The following is a 24,730-nucleotide window of genomic DNA, read 5'->3' on the forward strand; positions in this document are numbered from 1 at the left end:
TTTACTAATCACTAATCACTCTTTATGAAGTTTAACAGGGAATATAACCTAAAAGAAATTGCGACATTAATAGATGCTAAGTTTGTTGGTGATGAAAATTTTTCTGTTCTAGGGATGAATGAAATTCACGTAGTTGAATCTGGAGATATTGTATTTGTAGATCACCCTAAATATTATGATAAAGCATTAGAATCGGCTGCAACTATTATTTTGATAAATAAAGAAGTTGAATGTCCAAAAGGAAAAGCATTATTAATATCAGATGACCCTTTTCGCGATTTTAATAAATTAACAAGGCATTTTAGACCTTTTAAACATACAAATACTTCAATATCTGATTCTGCTATAATTGGAAAAAATACTATAATTCAACCGAATTGTTTTATTGGAAATAACGTTCAAATAGGTAACGATTGTATTATACATTCAAATGTATCTATTTATGACAATACAATTATAGGAAACAATGTTATAATTAGTGCAGGAACTATATTAGGTGCTGATGCTTTTTATTATAAAAAGCGTCCTGAAGGATTTGATCAATTATTATCATCTGGAAGAGTAGTAGTGGAAGATAATGTAGGAATTGGAGCATTATGTACAATTGATAAAGGAGTAACAGGTGATACAACCATAGGAGAAGGTACAAAAATTGATAATCAAGTACATGTCGGACATGATACAATTATTGGTAAAAAATGCTTAATTGCAGCTCAAACAGGTATTGCAGGTTGTGTAATTATTGAAGACGAAGTTACATTATGGGGACAAGTAGGAACAACTAGTGGAATAACTATTGGATCTAAAGCTGTTGTAATGGGACAAACTGGAGTTACTAAATCAATTGATGGAGGGAAAACCTATTTTGGAACACCTATTGAAGAGTCACGTGAAAAACTGAAGCAATTAGCTAATATAAAAAAGATACCTCAAATTTTAGATAAATTAAAAGGTAATGAAAAATAAAGAACTTATAAATATATTATACCTTCAAGACGGTATTAGAGATGCTAAAATTCTAAAGCAACTACTTAATGATGAAGTTGTATTAGAATGGATTAGTTCTGATGGTATTTTAATTTTTAAAAAGGATGATATTATTACGCTAGCAAATGAGTTAAAGGCAAATTATAAAAAATCAATTATAGAAATAACTCATCAAGTTGAAGAAGGAAATCAAATAGCCATAAAATACGACCATAAAGTATCAACTATTGAAAATCCTGACGAAATAATGTTAATCGCTAAGTTCTTTGTTATTTGGGAATTTAAAGAGAATAAACTTTTTAAAGGCTCTCAAATAAGTCAACCTGTATAAAGTTGAAAAATAAAATCAAAAAAGTTCCTGTTTTTTTTACAAAAAACTTACTTTTGCAACACAATTTAAAAAATAATATAATAATCATATCATGAGTGTTTTAGTAAATAAAGATTCAAAAATAATAGTTCAAGGATTTACAGGAAGCGAAGGAACTTTTCATGCTTCTCAAATGATTGAATACGGTACAAATGTTGTTGGAGGTGTTACACCAGGTAAAGGAGGAACGACTCATTTAGACAGACCTGTTTTTAATACAGTAGAAGAAGCTGTAGTTAAAGCAGAAGCAAATACTTCAATTATTTTTGTACCACCTGCATTTGCTGCAGATGCAATTATGGAAGCTGCTGATGCAGGAATAAAAGTAATTATTTGTATTACAGAAGGAATTCCTGTTGCAGATATGATTAAAGCTTATGATTATATCAAATCAAGAGATTGTCGTTTAGTAGGACCAAACTGTCCAGGAGTTATTACACCAGAAGAAGCAAAAGTTGGAATTATGCCAGGTTTTGTATTCAAAAAAGGAAAAGTTGGAATTGTTTCTAAATCAGGAACATTAACTTATGAAGCAGCTGACCAAGTTGTAAAACAAGGTTTAGGTATTACTACAGCCATCGGAATTGGTGGAGATCCAATTATTGGAACAACTACAAAAGAAGCAGTTGAATTATTAATGAATGATCCAGAAACAGAATGTATCATCATGATTGGTGAAATCGGTGGACAATTAGAAGCAGATGCTGCTCGTTGGGTAAAAGCTGATGGTAACCGTAAGCCAGTTGTTGGTTTTATCGCTGGAGAAACAGCGCCTAAAGGAAGAACAATGGGACATGCTGGTGCAATTGTAGGTGGTGCTGATGATACTGCGGAAGCTAAAAAACGTATCATGAGAGAAAATGGAATTCACGTTGTAGATTCCCCTGCTGAAATTGGTAAAAAAGTGAAAGAAGTTTTAGGATAATTATAAAACTGATTTTAAATATAAAAAAAACCTGTTTATAAACAGGTTTTTTTTATGTCTAATTTTATCCCTTATATGTTTTAAGAACTAAAAAGCAAATTAAATATATCATTATCATAACATAAAAAGATTAAGTGTTAACTATTTCATTATTCTGTTTTATAAACTTTAAATTATTAATATATTTGGCTTTCATTAATAACAAACTAAAATGAGACTATTAGAAGGAAAAGTAGTTATAATTACTGGTGCTAGTCGTGGTATTGGTAAAGGAATAGCAGAAATTTTTGCTAAGAATGGTGCAAATGTAGCTTTTACATATAGTTCTTCAGCTTCATCAGCGCAAGAACTAGAAAATGAATTAACCTCTTTAGGTGTTAAAGCAAAAGGGTATCAATCAAATGCTGCAAATTTTGATGAATCACAAAAATTAGTTGAAGATGTTCTAACAGATTTTGGAACAATCGATATTTTGATTAATAATGCAGGTATCACAAAAGATAACCTGTTAATGAGAATGAGCGAAGAAGATTTCGATAAAGTAGTTGAAATCAACTTAAAATCTGTTTTTAATATGACAAAAGCTGTTCAAAAAACAATGTTAAAAAATAGAGCAGGTTCTATCATAAATATGAGTAGTGTTGTAGGAGTAAAAGGAAATGCAGGTCAAGCAAACTATGCTGCTTCAAAAGCAGGTATGATTGGTTTTACTAAATCTATTGCTCTAGAATTAGGCTCTCGTAATATTCGTTGTAATGCAATTGCTCCTGGATTTATTGAAACAGAAATGACAGCTAAATTAAACGAAGATGTTGTTAAAGGTTGGAGAGAATCAATTCCATTAAAAAGAGGTGGTTCGCCTGAAGATGTTGCAAATGTATGTGTATTTTTAGCATCAGATATGAGTGCTTACGTAACAGGGCAAGTTATTAATGTAGATGGAGGAATGTTAACATAAAAGTTAGACTCTACAATAATAGAAACATTATATGACCACAAGCACTATTTTACTTCTTATTTTATCAGTATTTATAGCTGCTGGTTTGTCTTATTTCCAATATTATTATAAAGCTAGAAATAAATCAAAATTGAGTTTATTTCTAGCTTTTTTACGTTTTTTAGCCTTATTTGGAGTTCTTTTACTATTGATAAATCCAATTATAACTAGAAAATCGTTTGAAATTAAAAAAACACCATTACCCATTGTTATTGATAATTCTGAATCAATAAAAGAATTGAATGATTCTAATCTTAAAACTGATTTTTATACTAAGATAAGTGAAGATAAAGCCTTAAATCAAAAATATGATATTCAATTATATTCTTTTGATGAAGAATTTAAAAACTTAGAAAAATTAGATTTTTTAGGAAAGCAAACTTACATTGATAATGTGGCTAAAAATCTAAAACAACTTTACAGAAACACAAATTATCCAGTAATTTTATTCACCGATGGAAATCAAACAAAAGGGAATGATTATGTATATAGTTTTCAAGATAATTCATCTGTTTTCCCTGTTGTTTTAGGAGATACAACTTCTGTTTTTGACTTAAAAATCAATCAAATCAATGTAAATAAGTATGCATTTTTAAAAAATAAATTTCCTGTAGAAGTATTTCTACAATATAATGGAAATGAATCCTTAACAACAACTTTTTCAATTCAAAATGGAAACCAAATTATACATAAACAAAATGTTTCCTTTTCAGCTAAAGAAAAAGCAAAATCAATTCAAGTATTATTAGATGCTTCAAGTATTGGAGTTCAAAAATATAAAGCATCAATAACTTCATCAATACAAGAAAAAAACAAAATTAATAACAGTAAAAATTTTGCTGTAGAAATCATTGATCAAAGAACTGAAATCGCTATTATATCAGATAATAATCATCCTGATTTAGGAACTTTAAAAAGAAGTATAGAAGTTAATGAACAACGTAAGGTAAACATACTTAAACCTAACGAAATTAAAAGTTTACTAGATTATAATATCTTGATTTTATACCAACCCAATTCTACTTTTAAAGGAATTATTGAGCAAAATAAATCCGTTCAATTAAGTACATTTATTATAACAGGAACAAATACAGATTTTAATTTTTTAAACCAAAATCAATCTGATTTTACTTATAAAATGTTAAGGAAAAAAGAAAACTATTTTGCCAAATACAATTCTGGATTTAATCTTTTTTCACAAGATAATATTGGTTTTAGCTCTTTTTCACCACTAGAAAATAGTTTTGGAACGATTACTCCAAAAACAACAATTACAACTTTTTTAGATGCAACTATTCGAAATATTGAAACAGGAAACCCATTATTAGCCTTTGTTGAAAACGGAAAACAAAGAAAAGCATATTTGTTTGGTGAAAATATTTGGAAATGGAGAATGGAAACATATCTGAAGAAAAAATCTTTTAATGATTTTGATTTATTTATAGATAAATTAATTCAATATTTAAACTCAAATTCATCCAAAAAATCCTTGGTTGTTGACTATGAAAGTTTTTATAATTCAGGTGAATTAATAGAAATAACAGCTCAATATTTCAATAAAAATTATGAATTAGATGAAAATGCTCAATTAACAATACAACTTACTAATAAAGAAACGAAAGCTACAAAATCATATAATTTTTTAAAATCAAACTTAGATTACAAAGTAGCATTTGATAATTTAGAAAAAGGAACTTATAATTTCACTGTTAAAGAAAAAGAATCAAATAGCTCTTTTTCAGGTAGTTTCGAAATATTAGAATTTGATTTTGAAAAACAATTTGTAAACCCTGATAAAACAAGACTAGAACAATTGGCTATAAATACAGCAGGAAAAGTCTATTACCCAAATCAATTAGATACGCTAATTAAATCATTAAAAGATACTGATAAGTATCTACCTATTGAAAAAGAAATAATTAAAAAAACACCATTAATTGATTGGAAATGGTTATTAATTTTTATTGTAGCTTTACTTTCAATAGAATGGTTTACGAGAAAATATAACGGATTGTTATAATTCTTGATACAGTTTGTTTTTTAATGAATAAGTTGCAGTTTGATAAAAAGAAGTACATTCTTTAATTAAATTATTATTGCTAGATTTCATTAATTTCTCTTCATAATATATATTATAATTTGAAGAAACTTTAGAATTCTCAAGTTGTTTTAAGCTAAATTGTTTAGATTGTTTTACAGGAGAAATAATAGTTAAAACATCATTCTTTATATAACCTAAATCCTGACAAGTTGCAATAAAAGTAATTAAACCAATACTAATGAAACAACTCGATAAGATTCCATTATATTTCCAATTACAGTATTAGTATAAATTGAATAATCTACTGCAATAAAATTATAACGCACACCTAATTTATTCCAAAAGAAAAATTAACTAACCGTATTTTGAATCATTATTAAAACAAATAGTTATTGAATTTAAAATTTGATAAAAATAATAAGTACAACCATAGAAAAATCCTCAAGATAAAATTAATTATTAAATAAAGTATAAGAAGATTTTTAAATGGTGTAAGATATTTATACATAGTAATTTAAATATAGATTCAAATTTATTATTGTATTTTTATAACTATCTTAAGAGTCACTTAATACATTCTTAAGTTTCGCTTAATTTATGTTTTTCAAAGCAACAAAGTCTTAAAAAAAGAGTTTAATTTGTGTAAATAAATTATAGTATATGAAAAAGATAGTATTAATTTTAATCATGCTTATTTCAAGTTTTAGTTTTTCTCAAGATTGGAAGTATAATTTTGAAGAAGCAAAAAAAATTGCTGAAACTGAAGGTAAAGATATTGTAATGGTATTTTCAGGATCAGACTGGTGTGCTCCTTGTATAAAACTAGATAAGCAAATATGGCAATCTGAAGAATTTAAAAAAGAATCTTCTGAAAAATGGATTTTAGTAAAGGTAAATTTCCCAAGAAAAACAGCAAATAAATTATCTGAGGAACAAATGAATCATAATAGAGAATTAGCTCAAAAGTATAATAACGAAGGAAGTTTCCCACTAGTAATTTTATTAAACTCAAAAGGGAAAGTTTTAGGAAAGGTAGGATATAAAAATGTAAGTCCAAATGAATATATTAAAATAATTGAATCCTTAAAATAAATTATAGTATTGATTTCTTTTTATCATTTTTAATGCTTTACACAAAATATGGATACAATACGAGGCAACCTTAAAAGTAAAACTATTTTTTTATTCTTAATTCTCATTTCTAACTACTTGAGTGGACAAATAGTGCATAAAAAGAAAGCTTCTCTATTAGGAAGTCCTTTTGAAATTATTGTAGTTGCAATGGACTCCGTTGAAGGAAATCAATACTGTGATTTAGCTATTAACGAAGTTAAAAGAATTGAAAATTTAATTTCAGATTGGATTCCATCATCTCAAATATCAAGAGTAAATCAAAATGCAGGAATACAACCTATTAAAGTTGACAATGAAGTCTATGATTTAGTTGAAAGAGCAGTAAAAGTTTCTAAACTAACAAACGGTGCCTTTGACATAAGTTATGCCTCAATGGATAAAATTTGGAAATTTGATGGAACAATGAAAGAAATGCCTATAAGTGACGAAATAAAGAAATCAGTTGAACGTGTAGGATATCATAAAATCATTTTAGATAATAACCATAAAACTATCTTTTTGAAAGATAAAGGCATGAAATTAGGACTTGGTGGAATAGGTCAAGGTTATATCGCTGATAAAATTAAATTTTTACTACAAGAAAAAGGATGTACATCTGGAATTGTAAATGTTTCTGGAGACATTAATACTTGGGGGCATCAATTAGATGGAAAACCATGGACTGTAGCTATTGTGAATCCTTTAAACAAAAATAAAGTTTTTGCTACTTTTCCTCTCATTGATAGCGCAGTAGAGACCTCTGGAAATTATGAAAAATATGTTACCTTTAATAAGAAAAGATACTCGCATATTATAGATCCAAGAACAGGTTATCCAGCTTCAGGAATTATAAGTGTATCCGTTTTTGCAAAGCAAACTGAAATAGCTGATGCAATTGCAACGGGAGTTTTTGTTCTAGGAGTAGAAGTAGGCTTAAACCTAATTAATCAAATTAATGGAATTGAATGTATCATTATAGATGATCAAGGAAACATACATTATTCAAAAAACATTGATTTAAAACAACAATAAAAATGAAAAAGATAATAATCATTATAATTTTTGGAATATCTAGTTATTCATGTAACACAGTCAAAGAATATGATAAACAATATATCAATGACCCAGATATGAAACTGTCAGCAAAAATAACCGAAAGATTTGAAACTAACTTTCAAGTATATCGTGAAGCTGCGGCTGGAGCCAATGGAGGAAAAACAGGTGGAGGTTGTGGATGTAATTAATAACACATATGAAAAATAAAATTGTATTATTTTTGTGCTTAATCAGCTTATTTTCTTTTTCGCAAGAAAAAGACTCTACTGAAATAACTTATAAAAAACGAGTATTAGAAAGTATTGAAGTTGATTTCTTAGCTAGCTATTATAAGCAAGATGGAATACATTCGGCTGTTTCTGGAGGAAAAGGTATGGAAGATTTAACAGATATTACTCCTACAATTGTAGTAGCTATTCCATTAAATGATGATGATGTCTTAACTGTCGATGTAGGAATCTCTGCTTATTCATCAGCATCTTCAGGAAATATTAACCCTTTTGATAGTAATACACCTAGTCCATGGCAAGCTTCCTCAGGAGCATCTGCGCAAGACGCTCTAACTACATTGGTTCTTAATTATAGCCATAGCTCAGATGATAGGAATACTATTTGGAATGGACATATTTCAGGTTCTATTGAATATGATTATTCATCAATAGGTTTTGGAGGTGGATTAACTAAACTTTTTAATGATAAAAATACAGAAGTAAATCTATCTGCAAATGTTTATTTAGATACATGGAGTCCAATTTATCCAAAAGAACTACAAGATTTTGTATCAAACGGAAATAATTTAAATGGCGGGATTTTTAATAATTTTACTATTACAGGGAACACTATTTATAATCCAGAAAAATTCTCATTTCATGAAAAGAAAAACAGAAATTCTTATGCAGTTTCACTAAGTTTCTCTCAAATATTAACCAGAAAACTCCAATTTTCATTATTTTTGGATGTATTACAGCAGCAAGGATTATTATCAACACCATATCAAAGAATTTATTTTTCAGATATTGCCGATTCTTTTATAAATGAATTTCAATTAGCCGATGACATTGAACGCTTACCAGATACTCGTTTTAAACTACCAATAGGAACAAGATTAAATTATTATATTAATGAGCGTTTGGTTATCCGAACATATTATCGTTATTATACAGACAATTGGGATATAAAATCACATACCGCATCTATAGAATTACCAGTTAAATTGTCAGATAGATTTACAGTGTTTCCAATGTATCGCTATTACACACAAAATCAATCTAAATATTTTGCACCTTATGAAGCACATTTATCAACAGAAAAATATTATACTTCTGATTATGATTTATCTACTTTTGATGCTAATCAATATGGATTTGGAGTAAACTATACAGACATTTTTACAAGCGCTAAAATTTGGAAATTTGGAATTAAAAATATCGATTTGAGATATAATTATTATAAAAGAAGTGATGGTTTAGATGCTAATATTATTTCTTTTGGGATAAAATTTGTTCAATAATAACTTTTATATGCATATTTTAATCATTGAAGACGAAAAAGGAATTGTTAATTTTCTAAAGCAAGGTTTAGAAGAAGAAGATTATACTGTTTCTTACGCAATGAATGGGAAAGAGGGACTTGAAAAAGCACTTTCTTTACCAGTTGATCTAATTCTTTTAGATTGGATGTTGCCAATGATGAACGGAATTGATGTTTGCAAAGCAATACGTATTGAAAATTCAACAGTACCAATTATTTTTTTAACAGCAAAAGATACAGTTCAAGAAACAATAGAAGGTTTAAAATCAGGAGCTAATGATTATATTAAAAAACCATTTAGTTTTGAAGAACTATTAGAAAGAATTAAAATTCATTTTAGAGATAAAAAAGAACTTAAAAATCTTACTCTCGGAAATATTACATTAAATAAGAATAAATTTCAGGTTTTTGTTGATAATACAGAAGTGTATTTAACCCAAAGAGAATTTGAATTATTAGAATATTTAATTAAAAATAAAGGAACTGTTTGTGCTAGAAATAAAATTATAGAAGATGTTTGGAACATCCATTTTGAATATGATACTGGAGTTATAGATGTTTTTATGAATGCTATTCGTAAAAAACTAAACCTTACTAAAGATCAAGAACTTATAAAAACAATTAGAGGTGTTGGATATATAGCAAATGAATAATATTTTTCCTTTTTCTTTTAAAAATAGAATAGCCTTTAATTATTTAGTAAGTGGCTCTTTTTTAATTGCAATTGTTTTTCTGTTTATTTATTCTATAGTAAGATATAGTGTAAACCAACATATAAATGATGAAATTAAGGACGAACTCTATAAACATTTAGATGACGTTAAAATAGATATTAATAATACTTACTTAATACAAGTTGATCAATGGAGAGCTCGCGAACATAACTCTATTAAAGTTAATCCCGTTTTTGTTGAATTCTATGATAATAATAAACAAGTGATTGATAAATCACCAAATCTCAATAATTCAAACCTTAAACTTTTAAACGAATCATTTAATGACCAATTTATAAACTCTTCTTTAAATGGAGTTCCTTTAAGACAAACACAAAAAGAAATATTAAACAAAAATGAAAAAGTAGGATATATTGTTATTGCAATGTCTTTAGAAGACTTTGAAATTGTTGAAATTCTTAAAGATATTTTACTCATTTCATTTCCTATAATTCTTATAGTTCTGTTCTTAATTGCACGATTTTTTGCAGGAAAAAGTATAAAACCAGTAAGCGCAATCATTAAAACTTCAAAAGAAATAACAAAAGATAATTTAAAAACAAGAATACCATTACCTCAAAATAAAGATGAATTATACATACTTTCTGAAGACATTAATAACCTATTAGATCGAATTGAAAATGCAGTTGAACGAGAAAAACAATTTACTTCAGATGCATCTCATGAATTGAGAACACCTTTAGCTGTTATAAAAGGAACCATGGAAGTTTTAATTCGAAAACCTAGAAATCAAAGTGAATATGAATCAAAAATTAATTTTTGCATTTCAGAAGTTGATCGATTAAATCACATGGTAGATCAATTATTACTTTTAGCCCGATTTGAAAATCAAAAACAAAATTTAAAAGTAGAAAAAATCTACCTTAATGCGCTGGTTTTAGATATTTTATCACGATTTTCAGACGATATCAAAGAAAAAGATATCTCAATTAAGACAAAATTTAAAGAAAATTTCTATATAAAATCAGATAGTTATTCATTAGATATTATTTTTAGTAATTTAATCTCAAATGCAATCAAATATTCACCAAAAAAGTCTAATTTGGAGATTCTTTTATTAAAAGAAAACAACACTATAAATTGTGTTATTAATGATTCTGGAATAGGAATAGATGAAACAGATTTAGATAAAATTTATAACTCATTCTATAGAGCTAATGCAACATCACATCCTGAAATAAAAGGAACTGGTATTGGTCTTTCAATTGTAAAAAGATTATGCGATTTATTAAATATTAAAATTACAATTAGCAGTAAAAAAAATATTGGAACATCAATTATATTAACATTTATAAAATAAAAATATGAATCAAGCACATTTACACATGTTATTCAATCATTTTCCTATAATTGGATTATTTTTTGGAATTGGAATTTTAACTTATGGAATTATTAAAAAACAAACTATACTGATTAATACTGCTTATGTCATTTTTATTATTTGTATGATAATGGGAAAAGCAACAATGATGACAGGTGAAGGAGCTGAAGATATTGTAGAAGAATTAGGTATTTCACATAAAATTATCCATGAACACGAAGAACTAGCTGAAGGATTTATGAAAGTACTTTATGGATTAGGATTATTCTCAATTGTAGGTTTAGTTTTAAATAAAAGAAAACATCCAAAAACAATTTATATTACATATATAGTACTTGTTCTATCAATAATTGCAGCTTTTTTGTCAAAATCTGTTGGAACTTCTGGAGGAGAAATTCGTCATACCGAAATTCGTGAAAATAATACTAATGATAACAATGAATAAATCTAAAGACGATTACCTAGATAATCATTACATTCATAGAAGTAATTGGCTTAGAGCTGCTGTTTTAGGAGCCAATGATGGTATTTTATCAACTTCAAGCATAGCAATAGGTATCGCAGCAGCTAGTACAACAAGAGAGTCTATTATTTTAGCAACCTTAGCAGGTTTAGTAGCTGGAGCTTTGTCAATGTCCGCAGGTGAATATGTATCTGTTTGTTCTCAAACAGACGTTGAAAAAGCAGATATTGAAAGAGAAAAATTAGAGTTAAAAGAAATGCCTGAAGAAGAATTACAAAGACTTGCAGAAATTTATCAAAATAGAGGATTAAAAAAAGAAACAGCATTACTTGTAGCTAAAGAATTAACAGAGTATGATGCATTAGGGACTCATGTTAGGGATGAATTAGGTATTAATGAAATCAATCAGGCAAATCCATTACAAGCAGCATTAGCTTCTGGTGCAGCTTTCACTTTAGGAGGTATTTTACCCTTCTTAGTAACACTTTTTCTCCCTTTAAAAGGTATGGAATATTATCTCTATGGTTTTGCAATATTTTTCTTAATTATTTTAGGAGCTTTGTCAGCAAAAACAGGTGGATCAAGTATTACTAAAGCTGTTTTAAGAGTCACTTTTTGGGGAACAATTGCAATGGGATTAACAGCAATGGTTGGATATTTATTTGGTGTAAATTTAGCATAAAGCTCATTTTAAATTATACCAATTAAAATAAAAATTTTATAAAACGCTTGTTTTTAATAAATTAATGTCTTTATATTTGCACTGTTATAAAACAACAAAAATGTTTACAAATAAATTACATCATCATCATCATTTAAACCACGCTCGAGCGAGGCAATGATGATTTTGTAATAATTCAAAATAATTATAAACCCGTTTGAGTATATCAAACGGGTTTTTTATTTCAAAAAGCAATAGTACGATATACTCAAATTATTTAAAAACAAACCATGAGTATCTTAAAAATTGCAATTCAAAAATCAGGTAGACTTTACGAAGAAAGTATCCAACTCTTAAGAGATTCAGGAATCTCTATTTACAATGGCAATGACCAACTAAAAGTAACGGCTTCAAACTTTCCTCTTGAAGTTTATTTTCTACGAAATTCTGATATTCCTCAATATTTAATAGATGGAGTAGTAGATGTTGCTATTGTAGGTGATAATTTATTAGTTGAAAAAGCAAAAAACATTAAAGTAGCTGAAAGATTAGGATTTTCAAAATGCAAAGTTTCTGTTGCAGTTCCTAAATCGTTTAATTATCAATCAATTAATGATTTAAACGGATTAAGAGTTGCAACTTCATATCCAAATACAGTAATCGATTATTTTAATGATAAAGGATTAAATGTAGATATACACCAAATCTCTGGTTCTGTCGAAATTGCTCCAAACATTGGTTTGTCTGATGCAATTGTAGACATTGTTTCAAGTGGAAGTACTTTATTTAAAAATGGATTAAAAGAAGTAGAAATTATTCTTAAAAGTGAGGCTGTTTTAGCCATTTCACCAGAAATATCATTTGAAGCGTCACAATTATTAAATAAACTACAATTTAGAATTCAAGCTGTATTAAGATCAAGAAAATCAAAATATATTTTGATGAATGTGCCAAATAATAGAATAGAAAAAGTAAGTTCTATTTTACCTGTTTTAAAAAGTCCAACAATTATGCCTTTAAGTGAAGAAGGTTGGAGTAGTCTTCATTCCGTTATTGAAGAAGATACTTTTTGGGAAGTAATCGATCAATTAAAAGAAGCTGGGGCGGAAGGAATACTAGTTTGTCCAATAGAAAAAATGGTACTTTAAAAATATTAAAAACTTAAAAATAATGAATAAAATATACAATCCACAACCTGAAACTTGGTCATCAATATTAAAAAGACCAACTCAAACATTTGATGATATTGAAACAACTGTCAAAGGAATTTTTAAAGAAGTTCAACAAAAAGGAGATCAAGCCGTTCTAAAATATACATCGCTTTTTGATGGTATTGTTTTAGAAAACAATATTGTAACTAATGAAGAAATAGAAAATAGTTTAAATCTAGTTTCAGAAGACTTAAAAGAAGCTATTAAGTTAGCAAAATCTAATATTGAAAAATTTCATACAGCTCAAATATCAAGTAAAATCGAAATAGAAACAACAGAAGGAGTAATTTGTTGGCAAGAAAAAAGACCTATACAAAAAGTAGGATTATACATTCCTGGTGGTTCAGCACCATTGTTTTCAACTGTATTAATGTTAGCAATTCCTGCAAAAATAGCAGGTTGCAAAGAAATTATTTTATGCACTCCTCCTGATAAACAAGGAAAAATTAATCCAGCTATTTTATTTGCTGCTCAATTATGTGGTGTTACTAAAATATATAAAATAGGAGGCATACAAGCCATTGCAGCAATGACTTTTGGAACCAAATCTGTAGACAAAGTCTATAAAATTTTTGGACCAGGAAATCAATTTGTAACTATTGCAAAACAATATGCTACACAACTTGGCGTTGCTATAGATATGCCAGCCGGACCAAGTGAATTGTTAGTCTTTGCAGATGATTCAGCAGTGCCAAGTTTTGTGGCATCAGATTTATTAAGTCAGGCCGAACATGGAAAAGACAGTCAAGTTATTTTAGTTACAACATCACAAAATATTTTAAATGAAGTAGAAAAAGAAATATATAAACAATTAAAAAAATTACCTAGAAAAGAAATTGCAGAAATTGCAATAAATAATTCTGTACTAATTTTTTTAGGTTCTGATAAAAATGCCTTAGATTTAATAAATGAATATAGTCCAGAACATTTTATCATTTGCTCAAATAATGAAGATTACTTTATAAATGGTATAGAAAATGCAGGATCTATTTTTATAGGCAATTATACACCAGAAAGTGCAGGAGATTATGCTTCAGGAACCAATCATACATTACCTACTAATGGATATTCAAAAAGTTATAGTGGTGTAAATTTGGATAGTTTCTTAAAAGCAATGACTTTTCAAAAAATTACTGAAAAAGGGATAAGTAATATAGGGAAAAGTATAGAAATAATGGCAGAAGCAGAAGGACTACTAGCACATAAAATGGCTGTAAATCTAAGATTGAACAAACAAAAAACAAACAAATATCAACCTTAAATTTCAATTAAATGAATTTAGAAAATCTTGTTAGAAATAACATTAAGAGTATGAAACCATATTCATCTGCCAGACATGAATTTAATGATGTAAAAGACAATTTAATCTTTTTAGACGCAAATGAAAACCCTTTTGAGAATGGAATGAATCGTTATCCAGATCCTAATCAGAGTATTTTAAAAAAAATATTATCCAAAATTAAAAATATCGATTCAAAAAACATCCTTATTGGTAATGGTAGTGATGAAGTATTAGACTTATTATTCAGAGCTTTTTGTGAACCTAATATAGATAATGTAATTACATTACCACCAACGTATGGAATGTATGGTGTTTTAGCCAATTTAAATGCAATTGAAAATAAAAAAATAATACTAGATGACTGTTTTCAACCCAATGTAAGTTCCATTTTAAATAGAGTAAATAAAAACTCAAAGATAATTTTTCTTTGTTCACCAAATAACCCAACAGGTAATACTTTTTCAGATGAAAGCATCTACACATTACTCAAAGAATTTAAAGGATTGGTAGTAATTGATGAAGCTTATATTGAATTTTCAGAAAAAGAAAGTTGGTTAAATCGTCTCTCTAAATTTCCAAACTTAGTTATTGTTCAAACGTTGTCTAAAGCCTATGGAATGGCAGGTTTAAGGCTAGGATTATTATATGCTTCTACAGAAATTATTGCTGTTTTAGAAAAAATAAAACCACCTTATAATATAAATATCGCTTCACAAAATTTAGCCATTGAAACCTTATTAAGTCCAAAATTTGAAGAAAGACTATCCATTATAAAATCAGAAAGAGAAAAAATAATGAAAGCGCTTGTTCGCTGCAAAATTGTTACTGAAATATTACCATCAGAAACCAACTTCATTTTGTTCAAAGTTGATAATGCGGCTTTTCAATACAATCAATTTTTAGAGAATGGAATTGTTGTCAGAAACAGATCTAGTGAATCATTATGTAGAAACTGTTTAAGAATTACCATTGGAACAGAAAAAGAAAATAAAAAAGTAATAGAGTTATTAAAAAATCTAAAAAATGTCTAAAAAAGTATTATTTATTGATAGAGATGGAACAATTATAAAAGAAACAATAGATGAACAAATTGATTCTTTTGAAAAAATGATTTTTTATCCTAAATGTATTCCTTATTTAAGTAAAATAGCAAAAGAATTAGATTATGAATTAGTCATGATTACAAATCAAGATGGATTAGGAACTTCCACATTTCCAGAAGATACATTTTGGCCTGTTCATAATTTTATTATGAAAACCTATGAAAATGAAGGTGTTATATTTAAAAAGGTGTTTTTAGATAAAACATTTCCTTATGAAAATGCAAATACTCGAAAACCAGGAATAGGATTGTTAACAGACTATTTTTCAAAAGAATATGATTTAGTAAACTCATTCGTAATTGGAGATCGCCTAACAGATGTAGAATTAGCTAAAAATTTAGGATCTAAAGCAATCTTTATAAATGATAATACAAATCTTGGCGTAGGAGAAATTTCTGTAAAAAGAGAAGAATTAGATCAGGTAATAGCTTTAGAAACAAATGATTGGCAGAAAATTTATGAGTTTTTAAAATTAGAAAACAGAACAGCTTCAATTACACGTAAAACAAATGAAACTAATATTTCAATCTATTTAAACTTAGATGGAACAGGTAAGAGTCAAAATAATACGGGTTTACCCTTTTTTGATCACATGTTAGATCAAATTGCTCGTCATGGCCAAATGGATTTAACTATCAATGTAACAGGAGATTTAGAAGTTGATGAACATCATACAATTGAAGATACAGCAATAGTATTAGGAGAAGTTTTTGCAAAAGCACTAGGGAATAAATTAGGTATTGAAAGATATGGATTCTGTTTACCAATGGATGATTGTTTAGCACAAGTAGCAATTGATTTTGGTGGACGAAATTGGATAGTTTGGGATGCTAAATTTAAACGTGAAAAAATAGGAGAAATGCCTACTGAAATGTTTTTTCATTTTTTCAAATCATTTACAGATGGTGCAAAAGCTAATTTAAACATTAGAGCAGAAGGAACAAATGAACATCATAAGATTGAAGCTATTTTTAAAGCATTTGCAAAAGCAATAAAAGCAGCAGTAAAACAAGATACTGAAAAAATGATATTACCAAGTACTAAAGGAATGTTATAAAATAATACTAGAAATAAGTAGATAGTTTTTGCTTATTTCTAGTACAAAAAAAGAAATCATGAAAATAGCCATTATAGATTATGGTGCTGGAAACCTTCAAAGCATTCTTTTTGCAATAGAAAGAATAGGATTTACTGCATTTGTAACAAAAGATTGGAATTTAATAAAAACAGCAGATAAAGTTATTTTTCCAGGAGTAGGAGAAGCAAGTAGCGCTATGGAAAAATTAAAAGAAAGCGGACTTCATATCTTAATCCCTACATTAAAACAACCTGTTTTAGGAATTTGTTTAGGCATGCAGTTAATGTGTAGAACTTCAGAAGAAGGAAATACAACAGGATTAGGAATTTTTGATGTAGATATTATAAAATTTTCAAAAGAAGTAAAAGTACCACAAATGGGTTGGAATACAATTTACAATCTAAAAACAACTCTTTTTCAAGGAATTAAAGAAAAAGAATATATGTATTTAGTTCATAGTTTTTACGCTTCAAAATGCTCAAATACTATTGCAAATACTGATTATGATACTGAGTATTCTTCAGCATTACGAAAAGATAATTTTTATGGAGTACAATTTCATCCTGAAAAAAGTGGCGTTTTTGGAGAAAAAATTTTACTTAATTTTTTAAATCTATAACTCTCTCAATTTTTTAAAATATAAAAACAATGCGAATTATTCCAGCAATAGATATTATAGAAGGAAAATGTGTACGTCTTTCCAAAGGAGATTATAATACAAAAAAAATATACAATGAAAACCCTTTAGAAGTTGCGAAATCATTTGAAAATCATGGTATTCAGTATTTACACCTAGTAGATTTAGATGGTGCAAAATCTAACAGAATTATAAATTATAAGATTTTAGAACAGATTGCAACTAAAACTTCTTTAAAAATTGATTTTGGAGGTGGTTTAAAATCTAATGATGATTTACGAATTGCTTTTGAAAATGGAGCTAATCAAGTAACAGGAGGAAGTATTGCAATTAAAAATGCTGAACTTTTTAAAAGTTGGATCCATCAATATGGAACTGATAGAATTATTCTTGGTGCTGATACTACTAATAAAAAAATAGCTATTTCTGGCTGGTTAGAAGAAAGTGAAGAAGAAGTAATTCCATTTATTCAAAATTATCAAAAAGAAGGTATTTCCTATATCATCTGTACAGATATTGCAAAAGATGGCATGCTTGAAGGACCAAGTTTTGAATTATACCAAGATATTTTATCAAAATGTACTACTTCCAATGAAGTTGGAAAAATAAAATTAATAGCTTCCGGAGGAATTTCAACTTTTGAAGAACTACCAAAATTAGCTAAAATGGGATGTGAAGGAACCATTATAGGAAAAGCTATTTATGAAGGTAGAATCGCTCTAAAACAAATAGAAAACTATATAAGTAACTTGTAAAATGAGATGTTATTACTTAGACTTCTTTAAATAACTAAAAAAATGCTTACAAAACGGATAATTCCTTGTTTAGATATAAAAAATGGACGTACAGTAAAAGGGATAAACTTTATCGATTTAAAAGATGCTGGTGATCCAGTAGAATTAGCCCAAAAATATTCAAGAGAAGGAGCTGATGAATTGGTTTTCTTAGATATTTCTGCTACAGAAGAAAGAAGAAAAACATTAATTGAACTTGTTCGAAAAGTTGCACAAACTATTAATATTCCATTTACAGTAGGAGGAGGAATAGCTTCTATTGAGGATGTAGCTACATTATTAAAAAACGGAGCAGATAAAATTTCAATTAATTCATCTGCTGTAAAGCAACCTGAATTAATAAATGAATTAGCCTTAAAATTTGGAAGTCAATGCATCGTTGTAGCTATTGATGCAAAACAAATTAATGGAAAATGGATCGTTCACTTAGTAGGTGGAAAAGTTCCTACAGAAATTTGTTTATTTGACTGGGCAAAAGAAGTAGAAAAAAGAGGTGCTGGAGAAATTCTATTTACTTCAATGGATAATGATGGTACAAAAAACGGATTTGCAAATGAAGCTTTATCTAAATTATCAACTTTAGTAAATATTCCAATAATTGCCTCTGGTGGAGCTGGTTCAATACAACATTTTACAGATGCATTTATTCAAGGAAAAGCAGATGCTGCACTTGCTGCTAGTGTTTTTCATTTCAAAGAAATTGAGATTATAGCATTAAAGGAAGAATTAAAAAAGAATCATATTCCAATACGATTATAGAATGTTAACAAAAATTAAATTGCAAAACAATGAAACTGAATATTAAAGGACTAATTCCAGCCATAATACAAGATAATGAAACCAAAAATGTGCTAATGTTAGGTTATATGAATCAAGAAGCATTAGATAAAACATTAGAATTAAATAAAGTTACTTTCTTTAGTCGTTCTAAAAATAGATTATGGACAAAAGGAGAGGAGAGTGGTCATTTTTTAAATTTAGTTTCTATTAAAAATGATTGCGATAATGATACACTTTTAATTAAAGTAAATCCTGTTGGCTCAACTTGTCATACAGGTTTAGATACATGTTGGCAAGAACTTAACAATCAAGAGTTTGGGTTTATTTCGAAATTAGAAGAGACTATTAAAGATAGAAAAGAAAACGCTGATTCAAATAAAAGTTATGTAGCTAGTTTATTTGCCAAAGGAATCAATAAAATAGCCCAAAAAGTAGGAGAGGAAGCTGTAGAAGTTGTTATAGAAGCAAAAGACACTAATGATGATTTATTTCTGTCCGAAAGTGCTGATTTATTATTTCATTATTTGATTCTATTACAGGCAAAAGGCTATCAATTAAATGATGTAGTAAATATTTTAAAAAGTAGGGAGAAATAAACTATTTAATAAAAGTGCTTTTAAATTTTCTAATCTTTTGTACCTTTAAAAATAAAAATGATTACACAAAATACTTTCGATTTTCTCAATCAACTTAACGAAAATAACAATAGAGATTGGTTTGCAGATCATAAAAGTGAATTTCAAAAAATAGATAAAGAAGCAAAATCTTTTTTCAATGAAATATATACCGATTTTCAAAAAGATGATAGTTTAGAAAAAATACAATTTTATCGTATTTATAGAGATGTACGATTTTCAAAAGATAAAACACCTTATAACAAACATTTAAGTGCTTCTTACGCTAGAACAAAACCAATGTTAAGAGGTGGTTATTATATTCGAATTGAAAATAATGCTAGTTTTGTAGGTGGTGGATTTTGGGAACCCAATACAGAAGATTTACTTAGAATTAGAAAAGAAATTGAATTAGATGCTTCAGAACTAAGAGAAATAATAAACGAATCTACTTTTAAACATTTTTTTGGAAAACTTGAAGGTGAAGAACTAAAGTCAGCTCCTAGAAATTTTGATAAAAACCATCCTGATATCGATTTGATTCGAAAAAAACAGTTTTTAGTATCGAGAAGCTTTACGAATGAAGAGGTTTTAGCTTCTAATTTTAAAGAAGAAATTATTGCTACTTTTAAAGCTATGCGACCTTTTTTTAATTATATGAGTGATGTATTAACTACCAATTTAAATGGTGAAAGTATTATTTAGTATACATTTCTTTTAATTTGTGAATATCTAAATCATTTGTAATAAATGAAAAGTAGTTTTTTTGCCAAGATTGTGTTTTTTCTGCTTGTTTACTTGTAACATTTTCCCAAGGAGGATAAACTCTAAAAGCTCTTTTTCCTTCTTTTTCTCCATTTGAAATAATTTTTTTTTGGATTAAGATTGATTTTGGAAAAACAAACTGACCAAAATGTTCTTTATTGTAAGAATTAACAACAAAAAAATCAAACATATCATTTTCATGATAAGGTATAATCGGACCTAAATCACTTCTTTTCCAAAAAGTAACAAATTGTCCAACTTTTTTAGGAGTTATTTTAGATTTCCTAAAAATAATTTTACTTTCATTTAAATGAAAAGAACAAGCTAAATATTCTACACTTTCATTATGAACTTCAATAGTATCAATTTGAAATAAACATTTATTATAAATTTGTTCTTTTAAAAACAATAATTCAGATTCAATCATTTAATAAATTTTAAACCTCATATAATTGAATTTGGCTTTTAAGGCGTTCAATTAATAAGTTCATCATTCTTTTATTTAAGTTTGATGAATTAAGAATATACTCATTATATTCTGTAATTGTAAACATTCCAATAATTATACCTTTTAAAGAGTTTCTAAACTTAATATCACGCTGAATTGCATTTTCAATATAGTGCATTTTTTTTTCAGGTGAAAGTGTGAAGAATACACCTTTTTGTTTAGTAGCATAATTTCGGAAAACTTCGATACATAAATCATTTTGAAATTTAAGAATTGGTCTCAAAGTTAAATTTTGAAACTTTTCTTCATTACTAGAGCTTTCAGTTACTATTCCAATTGACTCACCTCTAATTTCAAGAATTGCTTCATCTTTAGTTTTCATAACAGTAATTTTAGTAGTTAAATATAAAGTTAAAGAAAATAGTACATTAATAATTACTAGATAGCTATAAGTTATTAAGATAGATTTGTTAATTACTATCCAAACTATTTAATTAATATACACGCTATTTTTTCCTTATTTTTGCATTAAATTAAATAACCATGAATTTTAATACTCGAAAATGGGTAAAACCAGAAGATCTTAATCCTAATGAATCACTATTTGGAGGAAAATTATTAGCTTGGATTGATGAAGAAGCAGCACTTTATACCATTATTCAACTTGAAAACCCTAGAGTAGTTACCAAACACATGACGGAGATAAATTTTATGAGTTCTGCTAAACAAGGAGATATAATTGAACTAGGAATTGAGGTTATAAAATTTGGAAGAACATCTTTAGTCTTAAAATGCGAAGCTAGAAATAAAATGACTAGAGAAACTATCCTTACAATTGATTCTATTACAATGGTAAATCTTGATGAGAATGGAAAGCCAAAACCACATGGAAAAACTAAAATAGAATATGTACAAGATAGAATTAAAAGAGATTAATTTTCACTAGTAATAACACTTTCTAATTCAAATAATTCTAAATCAAAATATTGCACAGATGAAATAATATGATCAAATATATCGGCCATAATGTATTCATAATTTGTCCAAGTTTTGTCTCTGGAAAAGCAATAAACTTCTAAAGGGATACCTTTTTCTGTAGGTTGTAAATGTCTTACCATTAATAACATATCTTTATTTACGCCTGAATGGTTTTGAATATATTTTTCAATATACTTTCTAAATAACCCTAAATTAGTTAGATTTCTACCATTAACAATTAAAGATTTATCAATATTATTTTGAGTATTATATTTAATAATATCATTTTGACGATGATCAATATAACTATCTAAATGATGTATTTTTTTATAGTAACTTAACTCTTCATCTTTTAAAAACTTAACTGATTTAGACTTTATTAAAATATGTCTTTTAATTCTTCTACCATCAGATTTCAACATCCCTCTCCAGTTTTTAAAACTATCAGAAATTAAACTATATGTTGGAATTGTTGTAGTCGTATTGTCAAAATTTCTAACTTTTACTGTAGCCAAATTAATTTCAATCACATCTCCATCGGCTCCGAATTTCTCCATAGTAATCCAATCTCCAATACGAACCATATCATTAACTGAAACTGAAATACTAGCTACAAAACCTAAGATAGTATCTCTAAAAACTAAAATAACAACTGCTGAAATAGAACCAAGAGCTGTTAAAAATACAGGTCTACTAATTTCAAAAAGAATAGAAAAAAATGAAAAAGCACCAAATCCCCAAAGGAAAATCATAATTACTTGAATGTAACTATCAATTGGCTTATCACTATATCTAGGCTTATTTTTTAAGTAGTCCTTTAATGAATTAAAAACACTTCTTATTATCCAAAGCGATAAAATTATAATATAAATTTTGACACCTTTTTCAAAGAAATTTTCCCAAGAAGTAAAATCTATTAAAATAACAGGAACTGTTTTGTATATAAAGATTAATGGGACTAAATGTGCAATGTATTTTGCAGTTTTATTTGCTACTAAAAAATCATCAAAAGTTGATTTAGTTCGAGCTGCAATAATTGCTAAAATAATAATCAATATTTTCTTGAAAATATAATCTAATAGATAAGCAACAATACTAAGTACAATAATATTTACAAAAAGATTAATGTATTGCGAAAGACTTTCATTAAAATCTAGATTTTTAAGTATGTTGTATACCCAATTAAATATTTTCATTAAATATTATATTTTATAAATATTTTTTTTCAACATAGAAAGTTCCAAAAGGTATTATTGAAGCTACACAAATGATTAAAAACTTTTTCATTTCCCATTTTTGCTCTATTTTCAATACTACAGCTAATGCAATGTATAAAAGAAATAATATTCCGTGTGCCATTCCTACATGTTTAACAAATACTGGATTGTTAAAAATATATTTCATAGGCATAGCAAAAAATAATAATGCTAATAGCGATACACCTTCTAATAAGGCAATAGTTTTAAAAAATTTTATCATGATAAAGCAGAGTAAATTGCATATCCATATATAACAAAGCGAAATACACGTAATGATGCAAAAATATAGAATTGTTTTTGAGGAAATTTAATCATACCGGCTGCCAAACAAGCCATTGCAAAGGGTAATGGAAGTAATGCTCCTACAGCAATTAAAAATCCGCCCCATTTTTGCATATTTTTAATATGCTTAGTCATTTTTCCTTCTAAATAATTGTTTATTTTAGGAACCAATAACAAAGTTCTTCCTTTATAATAAGAAAAAACACCACCAGCATAAGATAATACGGCTAAGATTGCTAAATAGAGAAGAGGAGAGTCCGTATTTTTTGTCCATGCAATAAAAATATCTGGAGGTAAGAGTCCTAAAAAGCTTTCAGAAACTAAAAATAATGAGAAAATTGAAAAATCACTAAAATTTTTAGTGACATACAGTAACATATCATTAATACTCATCACTTTATAATTAATATAAAGTAATATCCCAATAATTATTGCAAGTGGCAATAAAGCTTTTTTAGTATTGTCCCATATAAATGAGTAAAAACCAGTATACTTATAGTATTGATGAAGTAATTTAACCCTAGATTTTTTTTGTTTTTGCATGAAATTAATAGATTATAGGAATGCAAATTTACTAAGAAATTTATACCTTTATTGTTAAAGTATAGATAAAAAAATCGGTATTATTATAAATACCGATTTTATATTATGTAAAATAGAAATGAACTAAAACTTAAAAAGCTAAAAATGCTTTATTATATTCTTTCAAATCTAATAAATTGTTCTTTTTAGTTAAATCAAACAATATTGATAAGAAATATTCAAAACTTTCTATATCATTTTCTTCAGAGACATTTTTGGTTGATTCACTTTCAGATTCTAAAGGTTCATCATCAGGAATTCCAATTAAAAAAGCATTATTATTTTCCAAATGCTCATAAGCCAAACGTAATGATTTTGTAACCACAGGATTTTGCTCTTCAAGAGAATATTCTCTAATCTTCTTTAAATCAGTTATAATTGAAGCTAATTCAAATTTATCTTGTAGAATTTCTTTTTGAATTTTTTCAATTAATTTTTGTGCATATTTATTTTCCATCTGAATGATATAATTAAGGTTCGCAAATCTATGATTTTATTCAGTTTTATACAATTATTTAAAGAGATATAATAAATAAAGTTATAATCATATACTTTTGTTTTATAGTAATTATATCTAGATTATTAAGTTGTAATAGATTTTTGAATACTTTTAATGTGTATTTTTTGAACTATAATTTATATTATGTAAAATAGAAAATATTAAACTATGTTTAACTCTATTTAGTCATTAATTCGTATGCATAAAAAAAAGCTAGAAA

The 24,730-nt window shown here is 27.3% G+C and carries 29 protein-coding genes; 23 read left to right on the forward strand and 6 right to left on the reverse strand.

Going from position 1 to position 24,730, the window contains the following annotated elements; translation table 11 throughout:
- Positions 1 to 24: 24 nt before the first annotated feature.
- From SY27_RS03185 to SY27_RS03290, 22 genes are all read left to right on the forward strand, one after another.
- Positions 25 to 966 (forward strand): UDP-3-O-(3-hydroxymyristoyl)glucosamine N-acyltransferase, encoded by a 942-nt coding sequence (locus SY27_RS03185; RefSeq protein ID WP_045967316.1) that lies wholly within the window; start codon positions 25 to 27, stop codon positions 964 to 966.
- Positions 956 to 1,318 (forward strand): hypothetical protein, encoded by a 363-nt coding sequence (locus SY27_RS03190; RefSeq protein ID WP_045967317.1) that lies wholly within the window; start codon positions 956 to 958, stop codon positions 1,316 to 1,318. The genes SY27_RS03185 and SY27_RS03190 overlap by 11 nt, the downstream gene beginning before the upstream one ends.
- A 91-nt stretch (positions 1,319 to 1,409) precedes the next feature.
- Positions 1,410 to 2,282, forward strand: coding sequence for a succinate--CoA ligase subunit alpha (gene sucD / locus SY27_RS03195; protein WP_045967319.1), 873 nt, complete (start codon positions 1,410 to 1,412; stop codon positions 2,280 to 2,282).
- Between the two features lie 211 nt (positions 2,283 to 2,493).
- Complete coding sequence (gene fabG, locus SY27_RS03200; RefSeq protein ID WP_045967321.1) at positions 2,494 to 3,240, forward strand: 3-oxoacyl-[acyl-carrier-protein] reductase; 747 nt, start codon at positions 2,494 to 2,496, stop codon at positions 3,238 to 3,240.
- A 31-nt stretch (positions 3,241 to 3,271) separates the two neighbouring features.
- Positions 3,272 to 5,299 carry a hypothetical protein gene (locus tag SY27_RS03205; RefSeq protein ID WP_045967323.1) on the forward strand — a complete coding sequence of 676 codons (2,028 nt, stop codon included), beginning with the start codon at positions 3,272 to 3,274 and terminating at the stop codon, positions 5,297 to 5,299.
- Between the two features lie 681 nt (positions 5,300 to 5,980).
- Positions 5,981 to 6,412: a thioredoxin family protein gene (locus SY27_RS03210; RefSeq protein ID WP_045967325.1), complete on the forward strand. Its 432-nt coding sequence runs from the start codon at positions 5,981 to 5,983 to the stop codon at positions 6,410 to 6,412.
- A 48-nt stretch (positions 6,413 to 6,460) separates the two neighbouring features.
- The gene (locus SY27_RS03215; RefSeq protein ID WP_045967327.1) at positions 6,461 to 7,465 is read left to right on the forward strand and encodes an FAD:protein FMN transferase; all 1,005 of its coding nucleotides are present in this window, start codon (positions 6,461 to 6,463) and stop codon (positions 7,463 to 7,465) included.
- 2 nt (positions 7,466 to 7,467) lie between these two features.
- Complete coding sequence (locus SY27_RS03220) at positions 7,468 to 7,677, forward strand: DUF4266 domain-containing protein (RefSeq protein WP_045967330.1); 210 nt, start codon at positions 7,468 to 7,470, stop codon at positions 7,675 to 7,677.
- An 8-nt stretch (positions 7,678 to 7,685) separates the two neighbouring features.
- A complete protein-coding gene (locus tag SY27_RS03225; protein WP_045967332.1) occupies positions 7,686 to 8,999 on the forward strand; it encodes a DUF3570 domain-containing protein in 1,314 nt (437 codons plus the stop codon).
- 10 nt (positions 9,000 to 9,009) lie between these two features.
- Positions 9,010 to 9,672: a response regulator transcription factor gene (locus tag SY27_RS03230; RefSeq protein ID WP_045967333.1), complete on the forward strand. Its 663-nt coding sequence runs from the start codon at positions 9,010 to 9,012 to the stop codon at positions 9,670 to 9,672.
- Positions 9,665 to 11,053 carry a HAMP domain-containing sensor histidine kinase gene (locus tag SY27_RS03235; RefSeq protein ID WP_045967334.1) on the forward strand — a complete coding sequence of 463 codons (1,389 nt, stop codon included), beginning with the start codon at positions 9,665 to 9,667 and terminating at the stop codon, positions 11,051 to 11,053. The genes SY27_RS03230 and SY27_RS03235 overlap by 8 nt, the downstream gene beginning before the upstream one ends.
- A gap of 4 nt (positions 11,054 to 11,057) precedes the next feature.
- The gene (locus tag SY27_RS03240) at positions 11,058 to 11,519 is read left to right on the forward strand and encodes a hypothetical protein (RefSeq protein ID WP_045967335.1); all 462 of its coding nucleotides are present in this window, start codon (positions 11,058 to 11,060) and stop codon (positions 11,517 to 11,519) included.
- Positions 11,512 to 12,219: a VIT family protein gene (locus tag SY27_RS03245; protein ID WP_045967472.1), complete on the forward strand. Its 708-nt coding sequence runs from the start codon at positions 11,512 to 11,514 to the stop codon at positions 12,217 to 12,219. The genes SY27_RS03240 and SY27_RS03245 overlap by 8 nt, the downstream gene beginning before the upstream one ends.
- Positions 12,220 to 12,488: 269 nt before the next feature.
- A complete protein-coding gene (gene hisG / locus SY27_RS03250; RefSeq protein ID WP_045967336.1) occupies positions 12,489 to 13,346 on the forward strand; it encodes an ATP phosphoribosyltransferase in 858 nt (285 codons plus the stop codon).
- 22 nt (positions 13,347 to 13,368) lie between these two features.
- Positions 13,369 to 14,670: a histidinol dehydrogenase gene (hisD, locus tag SY27_RS03255; protein WP_045967338.1), complete on the forward strand. Its 1,302-nt coding sequence runs from the start codon at positions 13,369 to 13,371 to the stop codon at positions 14,668 to 14,670.
- Positions 14,671 to 14,681: 11 nt separating this feature from the next.
- Entirely contained in the window at positions 14,682 to 15,722 is a 1,041-nt protein-coding gene (gene hisC, locus SY27_RS03260; RefSeq protein ID WP_045967339.1) for a histidinol-phosphate transaminase, read from the forward strand.
- Positions 15,715 to 16,851, forward strand: a complete 1,137-nt coding sequence (hisB, locus tag SY27_RS03265; protein WP_045967340.1) for a bifunctional histidinol-phosphatase/imidazoleglycerol-phosphate dehydratase HisB — start codon at positions 15,715 to 15,717, stop codon at positions 16,849 to 16,851. Before hisC ends, hisB begins: the two co-directional genes overlap by 8 nt.
- A gap of 58 nt (positions 16,852 to 16,909) precedes the next feature.
- On the forward strand, positions 16,910 to 17,491 hold the full coding sequence (gene hisH, locus SY27_RS03270) for an imidazole glycerol phosphate synthase subunit HisH (RefSeq protein WP_045967341.1): 582 nt from the start codon (positions 16,910 to 16,912) through the stop codon (positions 17,489 to 17,491).
- Positions 17,492 to 17,520: 29 nt separating this feature from the next.
- Entirely contained in the window at positions 17,521 to 18,264 is a 744-nt protein-coding gene (hisA, locus tag SY27_RS03275) for a 1-(5-phosphoribosyl)-5-[(5-phosphoribosylamino)methylideneamino]imidazole-4-carboxamide isomerase (protein WP_045967342.1), read from the forward strand.
- Positions 18,265 to 18,306: 42 nt separating this feature from the next.
- Positions 18,307 to 19,062 carry an imidazole glycerol phosphate synthase subunit HisF gene (hisF, locus tag SY27_RS03280; RefSeq protein ID WP_045967343.1) on the forward strand — a complete coding sequence of 252 codons (756 nt, stop codon included), beginning with the start codon at positions 18,307 to 18,309 and terminating at the stop codon, positions 19,060 to 19,062.
- Between the two features lie 29 nt (positions 19,063 to 19,091).
- On the forward strand, positions 19,092 to 19,679 hold the full coding sequence (hisIE, locus tag SY27_RS03285) for a bifunctional phosphoribosyl-AMP cyclohydrolase/phosphoribosyl-ATP diphosphatase HisIE (protein ID WP_045967344.1): 588 nt from the start codon (positions 19,092 to 19,094) through the stop codon (positions 19,677 to 19,679).
- A gap of 51 nt (positions 19,680 to 19,730) precedes the next feature.
- Positions 19,731 to 20,402: a DUF2461 domain-containing protein gene (locus SY27_RS03290; protein WP_045967345.1), complete on the forward strand. Its 672-nt coding sequence runs from the start codon at positions 19,731 to 19,733 to the stop codon at positions 20,400 to 20,402.
- Here the strand turns inward: SY27_RS03290 and SY27_RS03295 are convergent.
- Complete coding sequence (locus SY27_RS03295) at positions 20,395 to 20,889, reverse strand: MepB family protein (RefSeq protein WP_045967346.1); 495 nt, start codon at positions 20,887 to 20,889, stop codon at positions 20,395 to 20,397. The genes SY27_RS03290 and SY27_RS03295 overlap by 8 nt on opposite strands.
- A gap of 10 nt (positions 20,890 to 20,899) precedes the next feature.
- Positions 20,900 to 21,292 (reverse strand): hypothetical protein, encoded by a 393-nt coding sequence (locus SY27_RS03300; protein WP_045967347.1) that lies wholly within the window; start codon positions 21,290 to 21,292, stop codon positions 20,900 to 20,902.
- A 161-nt stretch (positions 21,293 to 21,453) separates the two neighbouring features.
- Here SY27_RS03300 and SY27_RS03305 point away from each other — a divergent pair, with 161 nt between their 5' ends.
- Positions 21,454 to 21,846 (forward strand): acyl-CoA thioesterase, encoded by a 393-nt coding sequence (locus SY27_RS03305; RefSeq protein ID WP_045967348.1) that lies wholly within the window; start codon positions 21,454 to 21,456, stop codon positions 21,844 to 21,846.
- On the opposite strand, the gene SY27_RS03310 is transcribed toward SY27_RS03305, so the two are convergent.
- The 4 genes from SY27_RS03310 to SY27_RS03325 all read right to left on the reverse strand — a co-directional run bounded on the left by SY27_RS03310 (position 21,843) and on the right by SY27_RS03325 (position 24,468).
- Positions 21,843 to 23,084, reverse strand: coding sequence for a mechanosensitive ion channel family protein (locus SY27_RS03310; RefSeq protein WP_045967349.1), 1,242 nt, complete (start codon positions 23,082 to 23,084; stop codon positions 21,843 to 21,845). The genes SY27_RS03305 and SY27_RS03310 overlap by 4 nt on opposite strands.
- A gap of 13 nt (positions 23,085 to 23,097) precedes the next feature.
- On the reverse strand, positions 23,098 to 23,367 hold the full coding sequence (locus SY27_RS03315) for a DUF3817 domain-containing protein (protein WP_045967350.1): 270 nt from the start codon (positions 23,365 to 23,367) through the stop codon (positions 23,098 to 23,100).
- Complete coding sequence (locus tag SY27_RS03320) at positions 23,364 to 23,972, reverse strand: YqaA family protein (protein ID WP_045967351.1); 609 nt, start codon at positions 23,970 to 23,972, stop codon at positions 23,364 to 23,366. Before SY27_RS03320 ends, SY27_RS03315 begins: the two co-directional genes overlap by 4 nt.
- Positions 23,973 to 24,102: 130 nt before the next feature.
- The gene (locus SY27_RS03325; protein ID WP_045967352.1) at positions 24,103 to 24,468 is read right to left on the reverse strand and encodes a hypothetical protein; all 366 of its coding nucleotides are present in this window, start codon (positions 24,466 to 24,468) and stop codon (positions 24,103 to 24,105) included.
- Positions 24,469 to 24,730 lie beyond the last annotated feature (262 nt).

This window comes from Flavobacterium sp. 316 (genome assembly GCF_000967805.1).
Taxonomy (GTDB): Bacteria; Bacteroidota; Bacteroidia; order Flavobacteriales; family Flavobacteriaceae; genus Flavobacterium; species Flavobacterium sediminilitoris.